15 protein-coding genes are annotated in these 21637 nt (G+C 66.0%); 3 read left to right on the top strand and 12 right to left on the bottom strand.

Translation table 11 applies throughout. From position 1 onward, the window contains the following. The first annotated feature begins 15 nt into the window (after positions 1-15). The 3 genes from accD (at position 16) to BRA1417_RS0104045 (ending at position 3114) form a co-directional block, all read left to right on the top strand. Entirely contained in the window at positions 16-957 is a 942-nt protein-coding gene (accD, locus tag BRA1417_RS0104055) for an acetyl-CoA carboxylase, carboxyltransferase subunit beta (RefSeq protein ID WP_027514718.1), read from the top strand. Further along, on the top strand, positions 954-2297 hold the full coding sequence (locus BRA1417_RS0104050) for a folylpolyglutamate synthase/dihydrofolate synthase family protein (protein ID WP_027514717.1): 1344 nt from the start codon (positions 954-956) through the stop codon (positions 2295-2297). The genes accD and BRA1417_RS0104050 overlap by 4 nt, the downstream gene beginning before the upstream one ends. Positions 2298-2373: 76 nt before the next feature. After that, entirely contained in the window at positions 2374-3114 is a 741-nt protein-coding gene (locus tag BRA1417_RS0104045) for a metallophosphoesterase (RefSeq protein WP_027514716.1), read from the top strand. Between the two features lie 24 nt (positions 3115-3138). On the opposite strand, the gene BRA1417_RS0104040 is transcribed toward BRA1417_RS0104045, so the two are convergent. The 12 genes from BRA1417_RS0104040 to ubiE all read right to left on the bottom strand — a co-directional run bounded on the left by BRA1417_RS0104040 (position 3139) and on the right by ubiE (position 21556). Then, positions 3139-4152, bottom strand: coding sequence for an ATP-dependent DNA ligase (locus BRA1417_RS0104040; RefSeq protein ID WP_027514715.1), 1014 nt, complete (start codon positions 4150-4152; stop codon positions 3139-3141). 142 nt (positions 4153-4294) lie between these two features. After that, the gene (gene trxA, locus BRA1417_RS0104035) at positions 4295-4615 is read right to left on the bottom strand and encodes a thioredoxin (RefSeq protein ID WP_007598398.1); all 321 of its coding nucleotides are present in this window, start codon (positions 4613-4615) and stop codon (positions 4295-4297) included. 63 nt (positions 4616-4678) lie between these two features. After that, positions 4679-8188, bottom strand: a complete 3510-nt coding sequence (gene addA, locus BRA1417_RS0104030; protein ID WP_027514714.1) for a double-strand break repair helicase AddA — start codon at positions 8186-8188, stop codon at positions 4679-4681. After that, positions 8182-11328, bottom strand: coding sequence for a double-strand break repair protein AddB (gene addB, locus BRA1417_RS0104025; RefSeq protein ID WP_027514713.1), 3147 nt, complete (start codon positions 11326-11328; stop codon positions 8182-8184). The genes addA and addB overlap by 7 nt, the downstream gene beginning before the upstream one ends. Positions 11329-11540: 212 nt before the next feature. Further along, positions 11541-12263, bottom strand: coding sequence for a nucleotidyltransferase family protein (locus BRA1417_RS0104020; RefSeq protein WP_027514712.1), 723 nt, complete (start codon positions 12261-12263; stop codon positions 11541-11543). 124 nt (positions 12264-12387) lie between these two features. Further along, positions 12388-12705, bottom strand: coding sequence for a PilZ domain-containing protein (locus tag BRA1417_RS0104015; protein WP_018455771.1), 318 nt, complete (start codon positions 12703-12705; stop codon positions 12388-12390). A gap of 116 nt (positions 12706-12821) precedes the next feature. Next, entirely contained in the window at positions 12822-14354 is a 1533-nt protein-coding gene (gene tsaE / locus BRA1417_RS0104010) for a tRNA (adenosine(37)-N6)-threonylcarbamoyltransferase complex ATPase subunit type 1 TsaE (protein WP_027514711.1), read from the bottom strand. Next, on the bottom strand, positions 14351-16867 hold the full coding sequence (locus tag BRA1417_RS0104005; RefSeq protein ID WP_027514710.1) for a PAS domain-containing sensor histidine kinase: 2517 nt from the start codon (positions 16865-16867) through the stop codon (positions 14351-14353). Before BRA1417_RS0104005 ends, tsaE begins: the two co-directional genes overlap by 4 nt. A 366-nt stretch (positions 16868-17233) precedes the next feature. Then, positions 17234-17692: a dUTP diphosphatase gene (gene dut / locus BRA1417_RS0104000; RefSeq protein WP_027514709.1), complete on the bottom strand. Its 459-nt coding sequence runs from the start codon at positions 17690-17692 to the stop codon at positions 17234-17236. After that, the gene (coaBC, locus tag BRA1417_RS0103995) at positions 17689-19167 is read right to left on the bottom strand and encodes a bifunctional phosphopantothenoylcysteine decarboxylase/phosphopantothenate--cysteine ligase CoaBC (RefSeq protein WP_027514708.1); all 1479 of its coding nucleotides are present in this window, start codon (positions 19165-19167) and stop codon (positions 17689-17691) included. Before coaBC ends, dut begins: the two co-directional genes overlap by 4 nt. Positions 19168-19223: 56 nt before the next feature. Then, positions 19224-20798 carry a 2-polyprenylphenol 6-hydroxylase gene (ubiB, locus tag BRA1417_RS0103990; protein WP_027514707.1) on the bottom strand — a complete coding sequence of 525 codons (1575 nt, stop codon included), beginning with the start codon at positions 20796-20798 and terminating at the stop codon, positions 19224-19226. Further along, a complete protein-coding gene (gene ubiE / locus BRA1417_RS0103985) occupies positions 20795-21556 on the bottom strand; it encodes a bifunctional demethylmenaquinone methyltransferase/2-methoxy-6-polyprenyl-1,4-benzoquinol methylase UbiE (RefSeq protein ID WP_027514706.1) in 762 nt (253 codons plus the stop codon). The genes ubiB and ubiE overlap by 4 nt, the downstream gene beginning before the upstream one ends. Positions 21557-21637 lie beyond the last annotated feature (81 nt).

The raw sequence follows: 21637 nt of genomic DNA, 5'->3' as shown, positions 1-21637 counted from the left end.
ACATCGGAGCAAACCATGAACTGGCTTACCAATGTGGTCCGGCCGAAGATCCGCAACATGCTGCGGCGGGAGACGCCGGAGAATCTCTGGATCAAGTGCCCGGATTCCGGACAGCTCGTGTTCTACAAGGACGTCGAGGCCAACCAGTTCGTCATCCCCGGCTCGAACTATCATATGCGCATGAACGCGGTGGCGCGTCTGAAGTCGATTTTCGACAACGAGACCTGGTACGACGTCGCGCTGCCCGACGTCACGCCCGATCCGCTCAAGTTCCGTGACGAGAAGAAATACGTCGACCGCATCAAGGATGCCCGCGCGCGAACCAACCTCAACGACGCGATCAACGTCGGCTACGGCAAGCTCGAAGGTGCCGCCGTGGTCGTCGCCGTGCAGGATTTCGACTTCATGGGCGGCTCGCTCGGCATGGCCGCGGGCGAAGCTATCGTGCGCGGGCTTGAACTCGCGGTCGAGAAGAAGTCGCCCTTCATCGTATTCGCCGCCTCAGGCGGCGCGCGCATGCAGGAAGGCATCCTGTCGTTGATGCAGATGCCGCGCACCACGGTGGCGGTGCAGATGCTGCGTGAAGCGAAACAGCCCTACATCGTCGTGCTGACCAACCCGACCACCGGCGGCGTCACCGCGTCCTATGCGATGCTCGGTGACGTGCAGATTGCCGAACCGGGCGCGCTGATCGGTTTTGCCGGCGCGCGCGTGATCGAGCAGACCATTCGCGAAAAACTCCCCGAAGGTTTTCAGCGCGCCGAATATCTCAAGGAGCACGGCATGGTCGACATGGTCGTGCATCGCCACGAATTGCGCCCGACCCTGGCGCGGCTCTGCCGGCTGTTGACCAGGGCACCGGCGCTGGAGAGCGCATCGAAACCGGTGCAGCCGGTCGTGAGCCCGGCACAGATCGTATCGGCTCCCGAAACGGCGCCGGCCGCGCCGCACGCGTGAACGCTTCCTCTGACCGCGCAAAGCCGCCGCTCGGCGAATTGATCGGGCGGCTGTCGGCCCTGCATCAGAAACGCATCGATCTCGGGCTGGAGCGGATGCACCGCCTGCTCGACCGGCTCGGTCATCCCGAGCGCAAGCTGCCGCCGGTGATCCACATCGCCGGTACCAACGGCAAGGGCTCGACGCTCGCTTATCTGCGCGCGACGCTGGAGGCCGCCGGCCTGCGCGTCCACGCCTACACGTCGCCCTATCTCGTTCGCATCAATGAATGTTTCCGGCTCGGCCGCGTCGGGGGCGGTGTGCTGGTCGGTGACGACGAGTTGCGCGCGGCTCTGGAAGAGGTCGAGCGTGTCAATGCCGGCGAGCCGGCCACACTGTTCGAGCTCAAGACGGCGGCTGCATTTCATCTGTTCGCGCAGAACCCCGCCGATGTGGTTCTGCTGGAGGTCGGCCTCGGTGGCCGACTTGATTCAACCAACGTCATCGATGCGCCGGCGGCCTGCGTGATCACGCCTGTCAGCATGGACCACATGGATTTCCTCGGCGACACCTTGACGTCGATCGCCGGCGAGAAGGCTGCGATCATCAAGCGCGGCGTGCCCGTGGTTTGCGCCGAGCAGTCGGCTGAGGCGATGGCTGTGATCGAGGCGGAGGCGAAGCGGATGCGCGCGCCGTTGTTTGCCGCGGGCGAGAGCTGGCATGTCAATGTCGAGCACGGGCGGCTGGTCTATTCCGATGAGCGCGGCTTGATGGATCTCACCGCGCCGCGCCTGTTCGGCCGCCACCAGTTCGACAATGCCGGCCTTGCGATCGCGACGCTGCGGGCCACCAACGCCTTCAAGATCGACCAGGCGGCGTTCGAGGCCGGGATCGTCGGTGCGGAATGGCCGGCGCGGATGCAGCGCATTGCGTCTGGAGAGCTGCTCGCTTGGGGGCCGCTGGGATCGGAGATCTGGCTCGACGGCGGCCATAATGCGGAAGGCGGCCGCGTTGCGGCGGCCGCGCTTGGCGATCTCGAAGAGCGGGTGTCGCGGCCGCTGGTCGTCATCGCGGGCATGATGGCCAACAAGGACGCGCAGGGTTTTCTCGCCAATTTCGCCGGTCTGACCCGCCACATCATCGCGGTGCCGATTCCCGACACCGACAATGCCATGCCGGTCGACCGGCTCACGGATGCCGCCCGCAGCCTCGGCATGCGCGTCGAGCCCGCGCCCGGCGTCGAGGCCGCACTGCGCGCCTTGGCGAAGCTCGCCTACGAAGTGCCGCCGCGCATCCTGATCACCGGCTCGCTCTATCTCGCCGGCCACGTGCTCGCCATCAACGGCACGCCTCCTGTATGATTCCTCTTGTCCCGGACGCGGTGCAGCGTGCAACGCTGCTCCGCAGAGCCGGGGCACGATAGAGTGAGAAATGCCGATGCGTTTTGCAGCGATTGCCGACGTCCACGGAAATTACCTCGCGCTGGAAGCTGTGCTCGCCGACATCCGCGCGCAAGGCGTCTCCGAGATCGTCAATCTCGGCGACATGCTGAGCGGCCCGCTCGATGCGCGCCGCACCATCGAGATCCTGATGCAGCTCGATGCCGTGCACGTGCTCGGCAACCACGATCGCTATCTGCTCGACCGTCCTCCGGAGAAGATGGGCTCGTGGGATCGTCCGGCCCATGCAGCACTCGATGCCGCGCAACTCGACTGGCTGCGCGCGCAGCCGATGACGCGCGTGTTTCGCGAGCAGGTTTTCATGTGTCATGCGACGCCCTACAATGACGAAGTCTATTGGCTCGATATCGTGCATCCCGACGGCGCGGTGGCGCTGTCGCCGCTCGATCGCATCGAGCAGTTTGCGCAAGGCATTGCGCAATCGCTGATCCTGTGCGCCCACACCCATCTCGCCCGTGCCGTGCGACTTCGCGACGGGAGGCTGATCGTCAATCCCGGCAGCGTCGGCGGCCCCGGCTTTCGTGACAAGCATCCGTTCCCGCATGTCGTCGAGGCCGGTACGCCGCACGCGCGCTATGCGATCCTCGAGCTCACCGATGGTGCCTGGCAGATCACGTTCCGCCATGTCGTCTACGATCACGAGGCGATGGCCGCGCTCGCTCGCCGCAACGGTCAGCCGGAGTTGGCGAACGCGCTGGCGACGGGATGGATCGGATAGTTATCGCTCCATCGGCGCTACCGGTTACATCTGTTTCAACAGCTTCATCGGGTCCACCACTTTCTGCTTCAGCTGCTCGAAGCTGCATTGCCGCGGTGCCTTGTCGGGGCGCCAGCGCAGGATCGAGGTGCCGTGGCGAAAACGCTCGCCGCTGAAATGGTCGTAACAGACCTCGATCACGAGCTTCGGCTCGAGCGGACACCACTTCGCCGACCGCTCGGTGGACCAGCGGCTTGGCCCGCCCGGCGCGTTGCCGGTGAAGCCGGGCTCGCCGATCAACGCCTCCAGCCGATCGGTCAGGTCGGGCTTTTCCGCCGCCTTGATCGCCGAGGTGAAACCGACATGGTGCAGGAGACCTTCATCATCATAGAGTCCGAGCAGCAGCGACCCCACCACCTTGCGGCCGGCGAGCTTGTTGGTCGCATAGCGGAAGCCGCCGACCACGCAATCGGCGCTGCGGAATTTCTTGATCTTCTGCATGCCGTCGCGATTTCCCGCCTGGTAGCGCAGGTCGATGCGCTTGGCGATGACGCCATCCGAGCCGCCGCCGGATTGCGCCAGCCATTTTTTCGCAATGGCGTAGCTCGTCGTCGCCGGTGAGAGGCGGAAGAGACTGCTTTTCAGATTGGCCTTGGCAAACGCTTCCAGCGCCGGTCGCCGTTCGCTCAACGGCTGCTCGGCAAGTTGTTTCTCCCCGGCCGTCGCGAGCAGATCGAACGCGAGGTAGAGCGCCGGCGTTTGCTCCGAGAGCTTGTTCACGCGGCTCGCCGCAGGGTGAATGCGTTGCAGCAGCGCGTCGAAGGAAAACCCCTTGCCGTGTGGCACGACGATCTCGCCGTCGAGCGTGAAGCGATCCGCCTTCAGCTTCAGCGCCGCGGCGACAATCTCGGGGAAATAGCGCGCGAGGTCTTCGCCGGATTTCGAGCGCAGATCAATGCCGCCGCCGTTGCGCGACAGCAGACAGCGGAAGCCATCCCATTTCGGCTCGTATTGCCACTCCTTGCCGCGCGGGATTACGTCGACCGAGCGCGCCTCCATCGCCATGAGGGACGTCGATTTTCGCGCGCGTCTTGCGGGGGGAGGCACAGGCAGGGACTCGTCTTACGCTGGAACTGTCCCATCAACGCAAAACGGCCGACTTTCGCCGGCCGCTTCCAAAAATATTATTGTGCGAGGCGGATCAGACTGCGGAGGTGATCCACTGCTGCAGCTTCGCCTTCGGCGCTGCGCCGACCTGGCGGGATGCCATCTCGCCACCCTTGAAGATCATCAGGGTCGGGATCGACATCACGCCATATTTCGACGCGGTCTTCGGGCTCTCGTCGACGTTGAGCTTCACGATCTTGACCTTGTCGCCCATCGCGCCGGCGATCTCGTCGAGCGCGGGTGCGATCATGCGGCAGGGGCCGCACCACTCGGCCCAGAAATCGACGACCACGGGGCCGTTTGCCTTGAGCACTTCGGCTTCGAAATCGGTGTCAGAAACCTTACCAACGGCCATCGGAGTACCTCGTACCTGAGAGAAGGGCGCGACGGGAATCGCGCCCGAGATCATGGCGTCAACCTATGAATGGCTCCTTGCCGGGTCAAGGACGCTCACACCGAGATGAAGAGATGCCAGCGCCGCGTCCAGCGCGGGAGCCGAAATCTCCATATATTCAAGGGCCTCGGTCCAGAGCAGGACGGCGCGGACAGGCTTTTGGGGATAAAGCCGCGATAGCACCGCCCGGTACAGCGCCAGCTGCCGGACATAGGCGGCGGGCGCCGCGGCGGCGCTCTTGGGAGCCGCCTGATTGGTCTTGAAATCGACGATCAGGACCTCATCCGGCCGAACCACCAGCCGGTCGATCTGGCCGGACACCAGTGCAGTGGCGTGGCCCGGCCGCTCCAGCCGGCCGACGATCGCGACCTCCGCCCGGCTGCCGGCGGCAAACACCGGCGCAAACCGCGGCTCGGCGATCAAGGCGAGCACCTTGTCGGCCAGCGCGGCGCGGTCAGCCTCCGCCCAGTCCGCGGCATTGCGCGCCATGAAGCCGAGCGCGGCCTCGCGCCGGCGCTCAATGGCGATGTCGGGGAGCGATTGCAGCAGCCGGTGCACCAGCGTGCCGCGTTGCAGCGCCAGCGCGCGGGACTGCACTGATTCGCCCGACAGCACGGCGCGGCCTTCCCCGGACGCCTGGCCGGAGGGGCGCACCGGATCGTCGTCGATGGTCTCGCGCGGTGCCGGCGTCCGCAGCCAGTCCGGGAGCGCGGTCGTCTGGTCCAACGAGGTCGCAGGCGTGCCCAGCGCCACGACATCCTCCGGTCGGGAGAAGCGCGTCACCTTTCCGAGCGGCGTCTCGATTGTCTCTTTCGCCAGGCCCGAGCCGGCGAGGCCGGTGTCGACCAGATCGTACCAGCTCAGCTTGCGGACCGTCTTCATGTTGCCGGGCATGCAGCCGCCGATGATGAGCCGGTCGGCGGCGCGCGTCATCGCGACGTAGAGCAGGCGGCGATATTCGTCCTCGGTCTCCTCGAGCATCGCCTTGCGGGCGTCGGCGACGGGCTTGGGATCATCCGCCTTGCGTCCGGCCCAGACCACCACCTCGCCGCCATTGCCGCGCGGGACATGGATCAGCCGCAGCCGCTGCGAATCCGCAGGCGACGATGTGGTGTCGACCATGAACACGACCGAGGCTTCCAGGCCCTTGGCGCCGTGCACGGTCATCACCCGCACTTCATCGCGCGAGATCTCCATGTCGCGCTTCACCTCGGTATCGGCCGAGCGCAGCCAGGCCATGAAACCCTGCAGCGAGGCCGGCGCCTTGCGCTCGTAGTTCAGCGCCAGCTCCAGGAACTCGTCGAGCGCGTCATTGGCCTCATGACCGAGCCGGCGCAGCATGCGCGCACGGCCGCCGTCGCCCCCGAGCAGCCAGGCGTAAAAGGCGAACGGCGTTTCCTCGCGGGCTCGGATTTCGCAGGCTTCGAAGCGTCGCAAGGCCGCAGCGAATGTCTCGCTTGTCGGGGCATGTTCGCCCAGCGCGCGACGCAGCGATCCCTTGCGGTCATGGGCCAGCTGGAACAAATCGTCGTCATCGAACCCGAACAGCGGGCTCTTCAGCGCCACCGCGAGCGCGAGATCGTCTTGCGGCAGCAGCAGCGCGTCGGCAAGATTCATCAGGTCGATGATGCCGATGTGCTCGGTGAGCTTGAGCCGGTCGGCGCCGGCGACCGGAACGTTGGCGTGCTTCAGCGCCTGGATCACCGCGTCGAACGCATTGCCGCGCCGGCGCACCAGGATCAGCATGTCGCCATAGCGCAGCGGACGCCGCTCGCCTTTGTGCCCGGTCAGCGTGCCGCTCTCGACCAGCCGCTTGATCTCGGTCTGGATCCGGCGCGCGAGCTTCACCTCGGGGCTGGTGGCGGCGACGCCGTCGAATGGCGCGCGCCAGCCCTCGATCTCCTGCCTGTCGTCGGCCTCCGCAAGGTCCCACAGCTCGATCACGCTGGGGCCGGCATCGCCGAGAGCATTGTGCAGGGGATGACCGGTCTCGACCGAATGGATGCTCTTGTAGATCGAGGGCTCGCGGAAGACGTGGTCGACCGAATGCAGGATCGCCGCGCCGGAGCGGAACGAATAGGTGAAGGCGACCGGATCGAATTTCAGTCCGGCCGCCGTGAACTTGCGGTGCAGTTCGCGCCGGCGCGCGTCGAATTCCCGGGGCTGAGCACCCTGAAACGAGAAGATCGACTGCTTCTCGTCGCCGACAGCGAAGACGGTGCGGTTGAGGCCCTCGCGCGCGCCTTCGCCGGCGGTAAATTCCGAGATGATGTGCGCGACGATGTCCCATTGCCGCGGACTGGTGTCCTGGGCTTCGTCGATCAGAACGTGATCGACGCCGCGGTCGAGCTTGTAATGCACCCAGCCGGAGGAAACGCGGTCGAGCATCGCCAGCGTCTTGTCGATGAGATCGTCATAGTCAAGCAGACCGCGCTCCTGCTTCTCGCGGCGGTAGTTTGCGGCAGCCGCGGTCGCGATATGCAGCAGGGCCGCGGTGCGGTCGCGCATGGTCACCGCACGGCGCGTCTCGACCAACCCACTGACGCGCTGCGCTTCGTTCTCGAACAGGCGGGCGACGGACGGGTTGTGATCGCAAAACTTCTTGGTCAGTACCGCCTTGCGCGGCAGCTTTTCGTCGGTCAGGAAAACGCTGAGATAGGCATCGACCTGCGCGGCGCCGGAAAAGATTTTTGCCTCGCGAAGCCGGCAGGCCTGGTCGTTGTCGGACTTGCTGCCGTCCTCCAGTGCAAAAGCGATGTCATCCCAGCGCGATCGCGGCAGCAACGGACCGTCGACAATCTCCGTCTCGACGTCTTCGATGCGATCGCTCGCGTCCACCCCCAGCGCGGCCGCCATCTGCGCGGCAGCCAGCTCCGCGCTGCCGGCCTCGTCGGTCCAGGCCATGAAATGATCGCGGCTCAGGCAGGCCTCGCGCACCACTTCCTTGAAGGTGACATCGGCGGCGCTCGCCATCGCGGTCAGCAGCGCGCGGCCGGTGACGCTATCAGGGTCGCGCGCGGCGTCCAGCAGCACCTTCAGATTGGCGCGTTCCATCATGTCGGTCTGGTCGCGCTCGTCGATCACGGCAAAGCGCGCGGGGACATTGGCCTCGAACGGAAACTGCTGAAGCAGGCGAGTGCACAGCGCGTGGATGGTCTGCACCTTCAGCCCGCCCGGCGTCTCCAGCGCACAGGCGAACAGCTTCCGGGCGTCGCGCCGCAATTTTGCAGTGGGGTGCGGGATGCCGACCGCGCGGATCGCCGCATCGAGTGCGGTGTCGTCGAGTGTCACCCAATGCCCGAGCGTGGTGAAGACGCGCTCGGCCATGTTGGCGGCGGCCGCCTTGGTGAAAGTGATGCAGAGGATCTTTTCCGGCGGCACGCCCGCAAGCAGCAGGCGGATCACCCGCTGCACCAGGACATGCGTCTTGCCCGATCCGGCATTGGCCGACACGAAGGCCGATGCGGTCGGGTCCGATGCGCGCGCTTGCCTGGCGCGCACCTCATCCGGGATGGGGCGCGGTGCCTTCACCATTCCTCGATCCCCAATCCGCCGGCCGCGGACCATTCCTTGATCCGGGCGAGATCGTCATAGGCGCCGTAGCGGTTGGTCCACATCGGCAGGTTCAACGAGGTATAGGGCTGGTTCTCGTCCTCGAAGGCGCGAATCAGCGCCTCGAGCTTGGCCCTGGCCTCGGCAGCCGCGGTGTCCGGCGGCTGCGGCTCGTCGCCTTGCCTATATTTGAGCTCGAGAATGCGTTCTTCGCCCGGCGGATTGTTGCCGCTCAGGCGAACATAGACGAGCTGGCTCACGGACGCGCCGGCGTCGATGTCGGGAAAACCGCCCTCGCGCAGGATCGCGGCTTCCAGCGTGAGCTGCGGTGACAGGCCCATGCGGACCTGCTTGCCGGTCGGTGGCTGGCCGGTCTTGTAGTCGAGGATGACGTAGCCGCCGCCCCGGCGCCGCTCGATGCGGTCGGCGCGGGCTGAAAGACGGAAGCTGCGCCCATGATCGAGCGGGATCGAAATCTCGCCGCGAGTTTCCGCGGCGATCGCCTCGATCGCGTCGCGCCGCGCCGTCTCCCATTCGCCGAACCAGCGCGCGATGCGCTGGAAGCGCGGCCACCACAGCGCCCGCGCCTCAGGCCGCTCCATCAGCGGTGCAAAGTATTTTTCGCCGATCGCGCGCAGCACGCGCGCGGGATCGTCGGGCAGATTGGTGGCGTAGCGTTCCGTGAACTCGCCGAGTGCATCATGGATCGCCGAGCCGCGGTCGGCGGCCGACAGCGGCATGTCGACGGGATCGAGTGCGTCGAGCCGCAAAATGTGTTTGGCGTAGATCGTATAGGGATCGCGCAGCCAGTCCTCGATCCCAGTCACGGACATCCTGAGCGGCCGGGTCGCGCGTGGCGGTCGCGGCTCGGGCTGCTTGATCGGTCTCACCTCGTCGGGCTGGTCCAGCGCGGCTGCGAACTGCACGTATTTTTCGCCCGCGCGAATCGCGGCCTTCCAGTGCGCATCGCCCGCGACCGCCTCCAACCGGTGCAGGAAGCGCGAGGCGACCGCCGGGGCACCGCCAGCCTTTGCGGAGTGGGTGAGGATGACCTCGTCGCCGCCGAGCAATTGCGCAAAATCGTGCGCAGAGAGGCCGATACGGCGTTCCGGCAGATCGAGGCCCAGCTGGTGCCGCATCGGCCGGCTCAACCACGGATCGATACGCGGCGCTGGTGGCCAGACCCCCTCGATCAGCCCACCGACGATGATTCGGTCGGCCTGCATCAGGCGCGATTCCAGCGGGCCGTAAATCTGCAGGCGAGCGCCCGGCCTGTCCCGCCGTCGCACCGCGCGATCACTGAACGCGGTCTGGAACACGTCTGCGTAGTCGGGCAGCGTGACCATCAGTCCGCTGGTGGTGCCGCCGCGCAGGAGATCGTCGAAGGCGCTCGCGAGCGCGAGGCCTTCGCGCTCCTCGAACGCCAGCGGGACGCCCTGCTCGTCGCGCGACAGCTCGATCAGGATTTCGCGATGCCGATGCGCGAGCTCGGCGAAGTCATACGGTTTTGATGATGCAAGACTCTCGATCGGCGCCAAGGCTTTTCGCAGGCCGTCGATCAGCGCCTCGATGCGATCGAGGTCTTCCGCGTTGAGACGTGCACGCGGCTCGGCCTTATGTAGCGCGGAGACCTCGCTGCGCCACAGCTTTGCCAGCTCCTCGCGGAAGCGATTGAATTCGCGCAACAGGCCGGCGGTGCCTGCAGGCGGGCGCGTGCCGCGCAACAAAGCGAGCTCCAGGTCTTCGATCGCCGCCCTCCATGCGCCAGGCACCCGGCCGAGCCGGCACAGCGGATGCTTCAGCATCGCCAGCAGCGTCGCCGGCTCCAGTCCTTTGGTCGCCGCCTCCGCTGTCAGTCGCGCAAAGACGCCGGCGGACGTTTCCATCAAGACGTCGCCGCCGGAATCATCGAATGCGAGATCCCATCGGCTCAGCGCGGCCATCACGCGCCGCGCCAGCGCGCGATCGGGCGTAACCAACGCTGCCGACTTGTCGAGATGCCTCGCCTCGCGCATCGCGATGGCGATCGCGAGCGCTTCCATTTCAGGGTTGGGAGCTTCGACCACCGCGAGGTTCTTCATGCCGCCGGTGATCTTTAAGGCCACATCCGGCTGCTTCAGCCGGTCGTGCCAGATCTCGGTCTTGGCCGAGGGCCGCATCGATTCCGACGCCAGCAGATCACGACCGCCTTCCGCCGGTGGCTGGAGACTATCGACGTCACTGCGCTTGATGCCAAAACGATCCAGCAGCGCGTGCATGGCGTATTGCGGATGGTTCGAGACCGGATGCTCCGCGAACTTGCCGAGCGAGTCGCGTACGCCGCCGATGCTGCGCCAGGCATCATCGTCGAGATCGGTGTCGAGGCCGGGCAGCACCACGGCACCATGCGGCAGCGAGGCGACTGCGTGGAGAAATCTTGCCGTGGCCGGCATCGAGCCGGTCGAACCGGCCGCGATCACGGGGCCATGGGGATGCGCGGTCAGCCGCCTGGCTTCGGCATCGATCAGGAGGTCGCGGCGGGCAGCGGGCTCGATGCGTTTGATTTCGGCGAGATGACCGGGCCAGGCGATGCGCGCGATGCGCAAGAATTCAAGCGAGTGCTGCCAATACCGATCGAGCATATCGGGCACGAGGCCGTCGAGCGCGCTCCAGTCGACGCCGCGCGTGACCATGTCGTCGATCAGCCGCGCGAGATCTGACGCCAGTGCCAGCGTCGAGGCGGGGCCGCCGACGACCAGCGGAGACAGCACCGGGCCCTTGGCCCAGGCCGCGACGAGCTGCGCCAGTGTCAGCCGCCGTTCGAGCTCGCCGAGCCGCGGCGGAATATCGAGCGGCGTTGCGCCGGAAAACTGTTCGCCTTCATCGGCGAAAGCGAGCTCATCCTCGTCGATATCGCCGAGCGCGACGATGCGCGGCAGCACGACGGCGTCCGCCTTCATCTCGTCGAGGAAGATCTCGCGGACAACGCGCATGGCGCGCCGTGTCGGCAGATACAGGGTGGCATCCGCCAGCCGTGCCGGCTCCTTGCGCGCCTCAAAGCCGTCGACCAGCCGGCCGTCGAGCAGGCTTGAGACGACGGTGCGCAGGAACGGAACTGAGATGGGAACGCTGAAAACGCGCATGAGCTGCCTGATTCGGGAATCAGGCGCCAATATAGGGAGGCGGAGTCAAATGGATATGGGTGGAGGGAGATAGTCCCCGCTGTTCGCTGCACCTGGACCGGTGTCATCATCCGCGAAGGCGGATGATCCAGTATTCCAGAGACGGTGGAGATTCAGCCGAGAAGGCGCGGCGTACTGGATGCCCCGCCTTCGCGGGGCATGACGGTGCGGCCCTACGCCACGCTCTCCAGAAACGCCTCTTCCGCCGCGTGGACGGCATCAGGCGTGCCGACATGCATCCAGACGCCGTCGAGGCGAAGTCCGAACAGCCGCTCCTGCTCATTGGCACGATCGAACATCTTGGTCAGCGAGAACTCGCCCGCGGGGGCACCGGCGAAGATCGACGGCGACAGGATCGCAGCGCCGGCATAGACGAACGGAACGACCTCTTTTTCCTTGCGCTTGCGCAGGGCGCCGTCGGCCAGCATGCCGTAATCGCCGCGGCCGCTATAGCCGATGCTGGTCGCCGTCGGCGCCATCAGCAGCAAAATGTCCATCCGCGCGGGATCGAAGTTTTCGGCGAGCCGCGTCAGGTTCGAGCGCACGCCGTCGATCCACAGCGTGTCGGAATTGACGTGAAAGAACGGTGCGTCCCCGAGCAGCGGCAGGGCCTTGACCACGCCGCCGCCGGTGCCGAGCACCTGGTCGCGTTCGTCCGAGATGGTCACGCGCGGATGCTGGCGGGATGCGGTGTGATCGATAATCTGGTCCGGCAGATAGTGCACGTTGACCACCGCCTCGCTCACGCCGGCCTGGCCGAGCTTGTCGAGCACGTGGTCGAGCAGCGGCTGGCCGGCGACCGGAACCATCGGTTTCGGCATCTTGTCCGTCAACGGACGCATGCGCAGGCCGAACCCCGCGGCGAGCACCATGGCTTTGGTCGGTTTGACGGACATCCTTCGCTTTCTCGGACCTACTGATCTCGCGTGCGCAGCAATCTTAACACGAGGTTCGACTGACCGCACCGCGTCTTAACCGCCTTAACCACCTGCCGTGACGCTTGTACGACGGGTGTTGCCGTTACGCCCCGATGGATGTGGAACGCGCCTTTTTCTTCTTGTCGCCGAGCTTGAGAAAGTTGACGCCGATCTGGTCGCCATTGACCCAGGCGAGCTCGCAGCGCCGATACGCAAGTCCGGTGGACGACAGCAGCAGAAAAAACTCCTTCAGATGCAAGCCTTCGACCGAGCCGTCGATGGTCAGCTTGGCGCCGCTGTCGGAGACGTCCTCCATGGTGCAGTCGCGCCGCCAGGTGCCGTCGATACCCATCATCTGGGCCGCGATCCCGCGCTCGAAAACAACCCGGCTGTTGCCGCGCTGGTCCGTCTTCACCGCCATCTGCCCTGCTCCAGCCCCGTATTCATCCGGCTGCTCCGCCGCCAGATTACCGGCGTCTTGGCTAACAGCCGGTAAATCGGGCCCAGAATCAGCCTTTTCAGCTCCCGATAGCCTTATCAGCCTTGGGCTGGGCCTTGGGGCGGCGGGACATTGGCGAGATACCAGTCGCGCAGATGAGCGAGCGCGGGATGCGCCAGGGAGCGCTGGAGATAGGTCCAGATCTGCGGCTGATGACGCAGATAATGCGGCTTGCCGTCGCGGCGGTTGAGGCGGGCGAAGGTGCCAAGCAGACGCGTGTTCCGCTGCGCCGACATGATGGCGTAGAGCTCGGCGAAGCCGGCCGCGTCGAAGCTCGCATCGCTGGCCCGGCGTGCCTTGATGTAGCGCGACAGCAGCGTCAGTTCGATCGCCTCGGGCACGTCGATGCGGGCGTCCTGGAGCAGCGACACCACGTCGTAGGATTGCGGCCCCAGCACGGTGTCCTGGAAGTCGATCACGCCGACGCGTTCGATGCCGGTGCGATTCCCGAGCCAGATCAGGTTCGGCGAGTGATAGTCCCGGATGATCCAGGTCTTCGGCGCGGCCAGCGGCTTCCGCAGCAGCTCGCGCCACATCGCGAGAAACTCGGCGCGCTTCCCCTCGTCCAGCGGCGCATTGCGATCGGGCAGGTACCATTCCGGCATCAAGCCGATTTCAATCAGCAGCGCCTCGGTATCGAAGACGGGAATGGCGTAGGTCTGCCCCGCGAGCGGCAGCGTCTCCGGCAGCGTCTTGCCGTGCAGCATGGCAAGCAAATCGGCCGCGGCTTCGTAGCGTTCGGCGATCGGGCGCGGCGGATTGCCCTCGATCACGCCTTCGCTGCCGAAGTCTTCGCTGATCAGGAATCCGTGGTCGAGGTCGCAATGATGGATCGCGGGCGCGGAGATTCCCTGCGCGCGCAGGCCCTCGTCGATGGCGACGAAGGGTTTGATGTTTTCGGCGAGATGCACCGCGGCGCTGTAGGATTTTCCGTCGTACATGGCAGCACCATCGGGGCGCTGCGGAGAATTCATGAGGATGACGATCTCGTCGTCGCGCAGCAGCCGCGCATACGAGCGGGTCGAGGCGTCGCCCGCCATGCGTTTGCGCGTTGCCTCCATGTAGCCGGATGCATCGAGGAATTCGCGCAACGCCTGCAGCCGCGCGACGGTGGCGGCAGCCTTGCCATGGCCGGTGATGTCGGCGGCGCGTGCATTCGAGCCCAGCGCCGGCCGGTGCGTCAGCGCGATGTCGATGCGGTCTTGAGGCATCGCCGACGGCGCGCGCTCCGGCCATTCGATCAGGACGAGGGTTGCTTCCGGCAGCGGCGCCAACCCGATCTCTTCGAGCTCGCTCTCGTCCTCGACGCGGTAGAGGTCGGCATGCATGACCGGGAATGGCGGCAGCTCGTAGCCCTGCACCAGCGTGAAGGTCGGGCTCGGCACTTCCAGTGCATCGTCGCCGGCGAGGTAGCGGATCATGGCACGCGCCGCCGCGGTCTTGCCGGCCCCGAGATCGCCGGTGAGCGTGATGACATCGCCGGGGCCGACCAGCAGCGCGAGGTCGGCCATCAGTTGCGCGGTGGCCGTCTCGTTGTGGAGCGCGACGGAGAATGTGGTTGGCGCAGTCATTCGGCGGCGTCGCGATGCGCCGCCTGGTCGGTCGGGAAATCACAGATCACGACCGTGCCCCTGCCCACGATCGAATCGACCCGGATATTGCCGCCATGCAGCTCGACGAAGGAGCGCACCAGCGACAGGCCGAGCCCGGCGCCGCGGTGACGCGAGCCTTGGGAGCGGCTTTCGAACCAGTTGAACACCTTGTCTTTCATGTCGGCAGGTATTCCAGGCCCGGAATCTGTCACGGTGAAGACCACACTGCGTTCGGTACGGCGGGCGCTGATGCCGACGGTGGAATCCGGTGGAGAAAACCCGACGGCGTTGGCAAGGAGGTTATAGAGCACCTGCACCACGCGCTTCTCGTCGCCGGTGAAGCTGCCGACATCGGGCGCGATCTCGACCTTGAGGCGGATGCGGTCGGTGGCGAGCCGGTCCTGGAGACCCTCGGCCGCGAGCTCGATGGTCTTGCTGACGTCGACCGGGCCGAGTTCCAGCTTCATGGCGCCGGCGTCGATGGTGGCGAGATCCAGGATGTTGTTGGTCAGCGCTAGCAGCGCATTGGTCGATTTGGTGACGTAGTCGAGATACTCGGCCTGTTTCGGCGTCAGTGGCCCGGTCGAGGGATCGCTGAGGAAATGCGCGAACCCGATGATGGTGGTGAGCGGCGAGCGCAGCTCGTAGGAGACGTGGTGGACGAAATCCACCTTCATCTGATCGGCCGCCTCCAGCGCCTCGTTGCGCTCGCGCAGCGCGCGCTCGACGTTCTCGGTGTCAGTGATGTCCTGGAAGGTCAGCATCGTGGCGCCGTCGTGCAGGGGCCGGATCATGCCGTCGAGCACGCTGCCGTCCTTGCGCTCCAGCTTGAGCGGAATGTCGGCGCGGCTCTCGATCGAGGTGACGGCCTCGCGGATCTGCCGCCAGACGATCGCGTCGTCGAACAGCTGATGGCACCAACCCTCGACCGTCTGGATGTGCGGCTCGTCGCGCATGGCGTCAACGGACAGCTTCCACATCCGGACGAAGGCTGGGTTGAACAGCTGCGCCTTGCCGTTGCTGCCGAACACCGCGACGCCCTCGGCGAGGCTGTCCAGCGTCTCGCGCTGGACCCGGATCATGCCGTCGAAGCGGCGGGCAAGCTCCAGGCTCTCGGTGACGTCGTCGAACAGATAGGTGACGCCGCCTTCGGGGTTCGGCGTGGTGACGACGGAGAGCGCGCGGCCGTCGGGCAGGTACCAGGTGTCCTTGGCGGCCTCGACCGCGCGATAGGCCTCGTGCAGCTTGGCCTTCCAGGCGCGGAAGTCCGGCTGCTCCGGCAATTTGCGCGCGGCGCGGAGCTTGTCGAGCACGCTGGAATCATCGGGGTTGGCGTCGAGAAAGGTGCGGTCGAGGTCCCACAGCTGGCGGTAGGAATCATTGTAGAAGGCGAGCCGGCGCTGGCCGTCGAACACGGCAACGCCGGAGGAGAGCTGGTCGAGCGTGCGGCGATGCGCTTCCGCCATCCGCACCAGCGCCGAGCTCAACGCATCCGCCTCGCTGGCATCGATGGCAACGCCGACATTGCCACCTCCGACATTGACGGCGCGCACGTCATAGATGCGCCGCTCGCCGCCGATCACGATCGGCAGCCGCGAAGTGAAATTGGCCGCTTCCTTCAGCCGCCGCTCCATCGCGCTCCGGTCGGCGCTGTCGAGCAGCTCGAGCTTGCGCTCCTGAGCGTCGGTGATGCTGGCCGCCTCGGTCGCACGGACATAAGCGGGGTTGGCGTAGGCCAGCGCGCCGTTCTCGCCCTTGGCCCAGATCGGCCAGGGTGCGGCGGTCGCGAAGCCGCGCAGCATCTCCGTCTCGTCGGAGAGGGCCTTGTAACGCAGATTGGTCTCAGCCAGATCGCGGCGGAGCCCTGAGAGTTCGCGAATCCTGACGATGGCCTGGCCGCCGATGGCGCGGCCGATAGCCTCCAGCGTGTGGCCATGCGCGGTGGTGAGCGTCAGCTGGAACCCGTCGCCGCGGTCGCGCAGCGCATCGACGGCGTGATCCATCCGGAGCGCCGGTTCCGGCGGCAACCAGGTTCCAAACGCCAGCACGCGCTGTGGAGAGGAGTCGCGGGGCAGCACCATGGAGGTGTCACCGGAGATCTGCGCGCGATTGTCGCCGGCCGGCCAGGAGATCAGGATCTGCGGCTCGGCAAACAGCAAAGCGCCGAAGCGGTCGGCCTGGAGCTGGAGTTCCCCGATCCGGGCGCGCAGCCGCGCCTCGTTCTTCGCCGTGCGAACGCGCGTGCGCATCAGGAGGATCGCGGCCACCACCGAGAAGCCGAGCAAGGCCAGCGCGGTGGCCAGCACCGCGAGCTCCTGCCGGTTGAAATCCAGCAACGTTGAGAGTGTGTCGACGAGGTCGGCGGCCTTGTCGGCTGCTTTGGCCGGCGCAGCCGGCAACAGCGCTGCGAGAGCGCTTCCCAACAAGCCGTTGCGCACGAGCGATGTGCACGACAGCAGCGTCCGACGCATCGACACGATCACGCCTGACATAGTTGCCCCAAGATCGCACGAATTTGCGCGCGGCGACCCCCGTCGCGCGCGAATCAAACGACAATACCCTCACCGTGACTCCACCGGTAAGAGTCCAGATCGTGAACGCAAAGGCGGTCCCAAAAAAATGCGGGGGCGGGTGTTCCGATTCACGTAGTTCCTCGGGTGATTCGTTGGGGGTGTCGCGTGTTCGCGTGTCGGATGGCTTGCCCAGAAGCCGGTGCGCTCCCTCCCTCGCTTGCGGGGGAGGGTTGGGGAGAGGGTGCTTCCGCAGTGGAACAATCCCCTAGAGGATAGAACCCTCACCCGCGCCTTCGGCGCGACCTCTCCCGCAAGCGGGAGAGGTGTATCCAACGCTCAGCTCGGCTAGCGACCGGTCGAGCCGAATCCGCCGGCGCCGCGGTCGGTCGCGGACAGGGTCGCCACGGGAACCAGCGCGGCCTGCACCATTGGCGCGATCACCATCTGCGCGATGCGCTCGCCGCGCTTGACCACGAAGGCGGTCTGGCCGTGATTGATCAGGATCACCTTGATCTCGCCGCGATAGTCCGCGTCGATCGTGCCCGGCGAGTTCAGCACGGTGACGCCGTGCTTGGCCGCTAGCCCCGAGCGCGGCCGCACCTGCGCCTCGTAGCCGGGCGGCAACGCGATCGCGAGGCCCGTCGGCACCAGCGCGTATTGGCCGGGCGCGAGCGTCAGCGGCTCGTTCTCGGCCACCGCCGCCATCAGGTCGAGACCAGCGGCATCATTGGTCTGATAGGCCGGCAGCGGCAGCCCCTCCGCATGGGGCAGGCGTTGCAGTTCGACGGTGACTTTGGTGCTCAAGATGCGGGCTCCCGGGATTTGTCGTTCAAGGATTTGCCGGTCACGCTCGTTGCGATGTGCGCGACCAGTTCAATGGCGACCTGTTCCTTGGTCATCGCCGGCCAGGAATCAACTGCAATCCCGCCATCCTTCTCATCGTTCTTCTCACCGCTCTTGCGACTGATGAGGTGCACGGTGTTGCGGTCCCCGCCCATGACGCCGGTTGCGGGGGAGACGTCGTTGGCGACAATCCAGTCGCAGCCCTTGCGGGCAAGCTTCGACTTGGCGTTGTCGATGAGGTGCTCGGTCTCGGCGGCAAAGCCGATCACCAGCGGCGGCCGCTTGTCGGTCAGTTTCGAGATCGTCGCGAGGATATCGGGGTTCTCGACCAGCTGGAGCGGCGGCATACCGGCCGCAGTCTTCTTCAGCTTCTGCTCCCCTTCGTTTACGACCCGCCAGTCGGCGACGGCGGCGGCGAAGATCGCGATGTCAGCGGGGAGCGCGGCCTGCACCTGCTCCAGCATCTGCCGTGCCGATTCCACATGCTTGACCGTCACGCCCTGGGGATCGCGAAGCTCGACCGGGCCGCTGACCAGGATCACCTCGGCGCCTGCGGCTTGTGCGGCGGCAGCGATCGCAAAGCCCTGCTTGCCGGAGGATCGGTTGGCGATGTAGCGCACCGGATCGATCGGCTCGTGGGTCGGACCCGCCGTGATCAGCACGCGCTTGCCGGCGAGGGGGCGCGGCACTGGCGGCCGCAGCAGGCGCTCGGCGGCGGCCGCAATTTCGATCGCCTCGGACATGCGGCCGATACCGGCTTCACCTGCTTCCGCCATCTCGCCGGAATTCGGCCCGATCAGCATCACGCCGTCGCGCTGAAGCTGCGCGACGTTGCGCCGCGTCGCCGCGTTGTTCCACATCAGCGGATTCATCGCCGGCGCGAGCAGGACCTTGCGGTTGGTCGCGAGCAGAATGGCGCTGGCGAGATCGTCGGCATGGCCGTTGGCGATCTTGGCCATCAAATCGGCGGTCGCGGGCGCCACCACGATCAGGTCGCACTCGCGCGCGAGGCGGATATGACCGGCGTCGAACTCGCTCTGGGGATCGAACAGGTCGGTGTAGACGCGCTCATGCGAGAGCGCGCTCACGGCCAGCGCCGTGACGAATTGCTGCGCCGCCTTGGTCAGCACGCAACGCACCTCGATCCGCCGCTCCTTGAGCCTTCGGATCAGGTCGAGCGATTTGTAGGCCGCGATCCCGCCGCCGATGATCAGGGTGACGCTGGCTTCTGGAGCGGCGCCGGTGCGTTGAGGCTGCGGGGTGGCCGAGGCCGCGGGCGGCGCCGTGAACGGCGTCAGGGGCTCCTCGCGGCCTTCGATCAGCTCCCCGAGGATGACCCGGACCTCTTCCTCGACCGACCTGCGGTTCTTGGCCGAGCGCAGGCGGAGGAAGGTTTTGACGTTCTCGTCGAGCTTGCGGATGGTCAGACTTGCCATGGCACTCTCCGGCGCGAAATGATAGCGATGCTATCATTCGCATGATTGCACTGCAATCAGAGATTCCGGACCGCGATCAGGATGCCGATGAAGGTCGCGGCGATGATCCAGAGCGCCACGGTGCGCCAACGGTTCTTGCGGCCCTCGCTGCGGCCCATCGCCGCGATGCTCTCCGGCGACAGCCGGATGCCCTCCCGGGTCATGGTCTCCAGCTGTTCGAGCACAGCAACCGAGCGCTCGGCGATATCAGGCAGACGCATCAGGATGCGCGCGAGATCGCCGGTGCCGGAGATCGCGCCCTGGACCCGGCCGATCGGGCCGAGATTGCGCTCGATCCATTCCCGCACCACGGGGTCAGCGACCTTCCAGATGTCGAGCTTGGGATCGAAGCCGCGTGCCACGCCTTCGACCACCACCATGGTCTTCTGCAGCAGGATCAGCTCGGGCCGCGTGGTCATGTCAAACAGGCCGGTAACCTCGAGCAGCAGCGTCAGCAGCCGCGCCATCGAGATCTCTTCCGCCGTGCGGTTGTGAATGGGCTCGCCGATGGCACGGATCGCTTGCGCGAAGTTCTCGACCGAGTGATGTGCGGGCACATAGCCGGCCTCGAAATGCACTTCCGCGACACGACGATAGTCGCGGGTGATGAAGCCGAGCAGGATTTCGGCGAGGAAGCGCCGCTCCTTCATGCCGAGCCGGCCCATGATGCCGAAATCAACCGCGACAAGGCGACCCGCGTCGTCCAGGAACAGATTGCCTGGATGCATGTCGGCGTGGAAGAAGCCGTCGCGCAACGCGTGGCGCAGGAAGCTCTGAATCACCTTGCGGCCGAGATCGGGCAGGTCGACCTGCGACTCGGCCAGGCGCTTGTGGTCGTTCAGCGCGATGCCGTCGATCCACTCCATCGTCAGCACGTTGTGCGTCGTACGGTCCCAGTCCACGGTCGGTACGCGGAAATCAGGATCGTCGCGCGTGTTCTCCGCCATCTCCGACAACGCCGCGGCCTCGAGGCGCAGGTCCATCTCCATCGCGACCGAGCGCGACATGGTGTTGATGACTTCGATCAGGCGCAGGCGCCGCGCCTCGGACGAATAGGATTCGGCCCTGTATGCGACGAAGAAGAAGTCGGAGAGGTCGCGGCGGAAGCGAGCGGCCACGTTGGGGCGCAGCACTTTCACGGCGACCGCCTTGCGGATGCCGTCGCGCAGGACTTCGCCGCGATGCACCTGTGCGATCGAGGCGGCCGCGACCGGCGCACTGAGGCTCGCGAACACATCGGTCAGCGGCCGTTCCAGCGAGGTCGAGATCGCAGCTTCCGCTTCGGCTTGCGAGAACGGCGGCAGGCGGTCCTGGAGGCTTTCGAGGTCGCGCGCCATGATGACGCCGACCACATCGGGGCGAGTCGCCAGAAATTGTCCGAGCTTGAGATAGGCCGGGCCCATCCGGGTCAGCGCGCGCGACAGCCGCGGGCCCTGTTTCGGACCGCGCCGCTCGATGATGCGCGCAAGTTTCAGCGCGAGCTGTCCGTGCGGCGGTACCAGACTCGGATCGACGGCGCCGAACACGCCCTCGCGCGCGAATACGAACGCGGCGCGCATCAGGCGCGCACTATGGGTTATAGCAGAGATCACAAACGCCAGCCCGAATGCAGTGCGACGATGCCGCCGGACAATATCTGCCAGTTCACGCGGGCGAAGCCGGCGTCGCGGATCATGTCGGCGAAGGCGTTGGGTCTTGGGAACTTGCGGATCGACTCGACCAGATATTGGTAGGACTCGGCGTCACCCGTGATCATGCGGCCGAGCGGCGGGATCACCTTGAACGAGAACAGGTCATAAAGACGATCGAGTCCGGGCATCTCGACGGTGGAGAATTCCAGACAGAGGAAGCGGCTGCCTGGCTTGAGCACGCGATAGGCCTCGGCCAGCGCAAGGTCGATCCGCGGCACGTTGCGAATGCCGAAAGCGATCGTATATGCGTCGAAGCTGCGGTCGGCGAAAGCGAGCGCTTCGGCATTGCCCTCGACGAAATCGACCTGGGTCTCGAGATGCCGCTTTGCGGCGCGCTCGCGGCCGACCTCCAGCATCCCGGAATTGATGTCGCAGACGGTGGCATGGAAGCCCGCGCCTGCGGCCTTGGCGGCGCGGAACGAGATGTCGCCCGTGCCGCCGGCGACGTCGAGCAGCGCGAACGGCCGGTCGCCTCTGGGCGGGTCGAGCGCGGTGATCATGATGTCCTTCCAGACCCGGTGCAGGCCACCGGACATCAAATCGTTCATCAAATCATAGCGCGACGCCACGCTGTGAAACACGTCGTTCACCAGCGTCTGCTTGTCGCCCAGGGGAACGTCCCTGAAGCCAAAATGCGTGGTTTCGCCCGGCCGATCCATTACTCTACTCCACGAGGCGGACCATAGCGCGCCCGCCGCAATGGCGCTATCACACCGCCCTCATAAGGTGAATGCCTGACC

This window comes from Bradyrhizobium sp. WSM1417 (assembly GCF_000515415.1).
Classification (GTDB): Bacteria; Pseudomonadota; Alphaproteobacteria; order Rhizobiales; family Xanthobacteraceae; genus Bradyrhizobium.
This window is presented reverse-complemented; position numbering and strand designations above follow the sequence as displayed.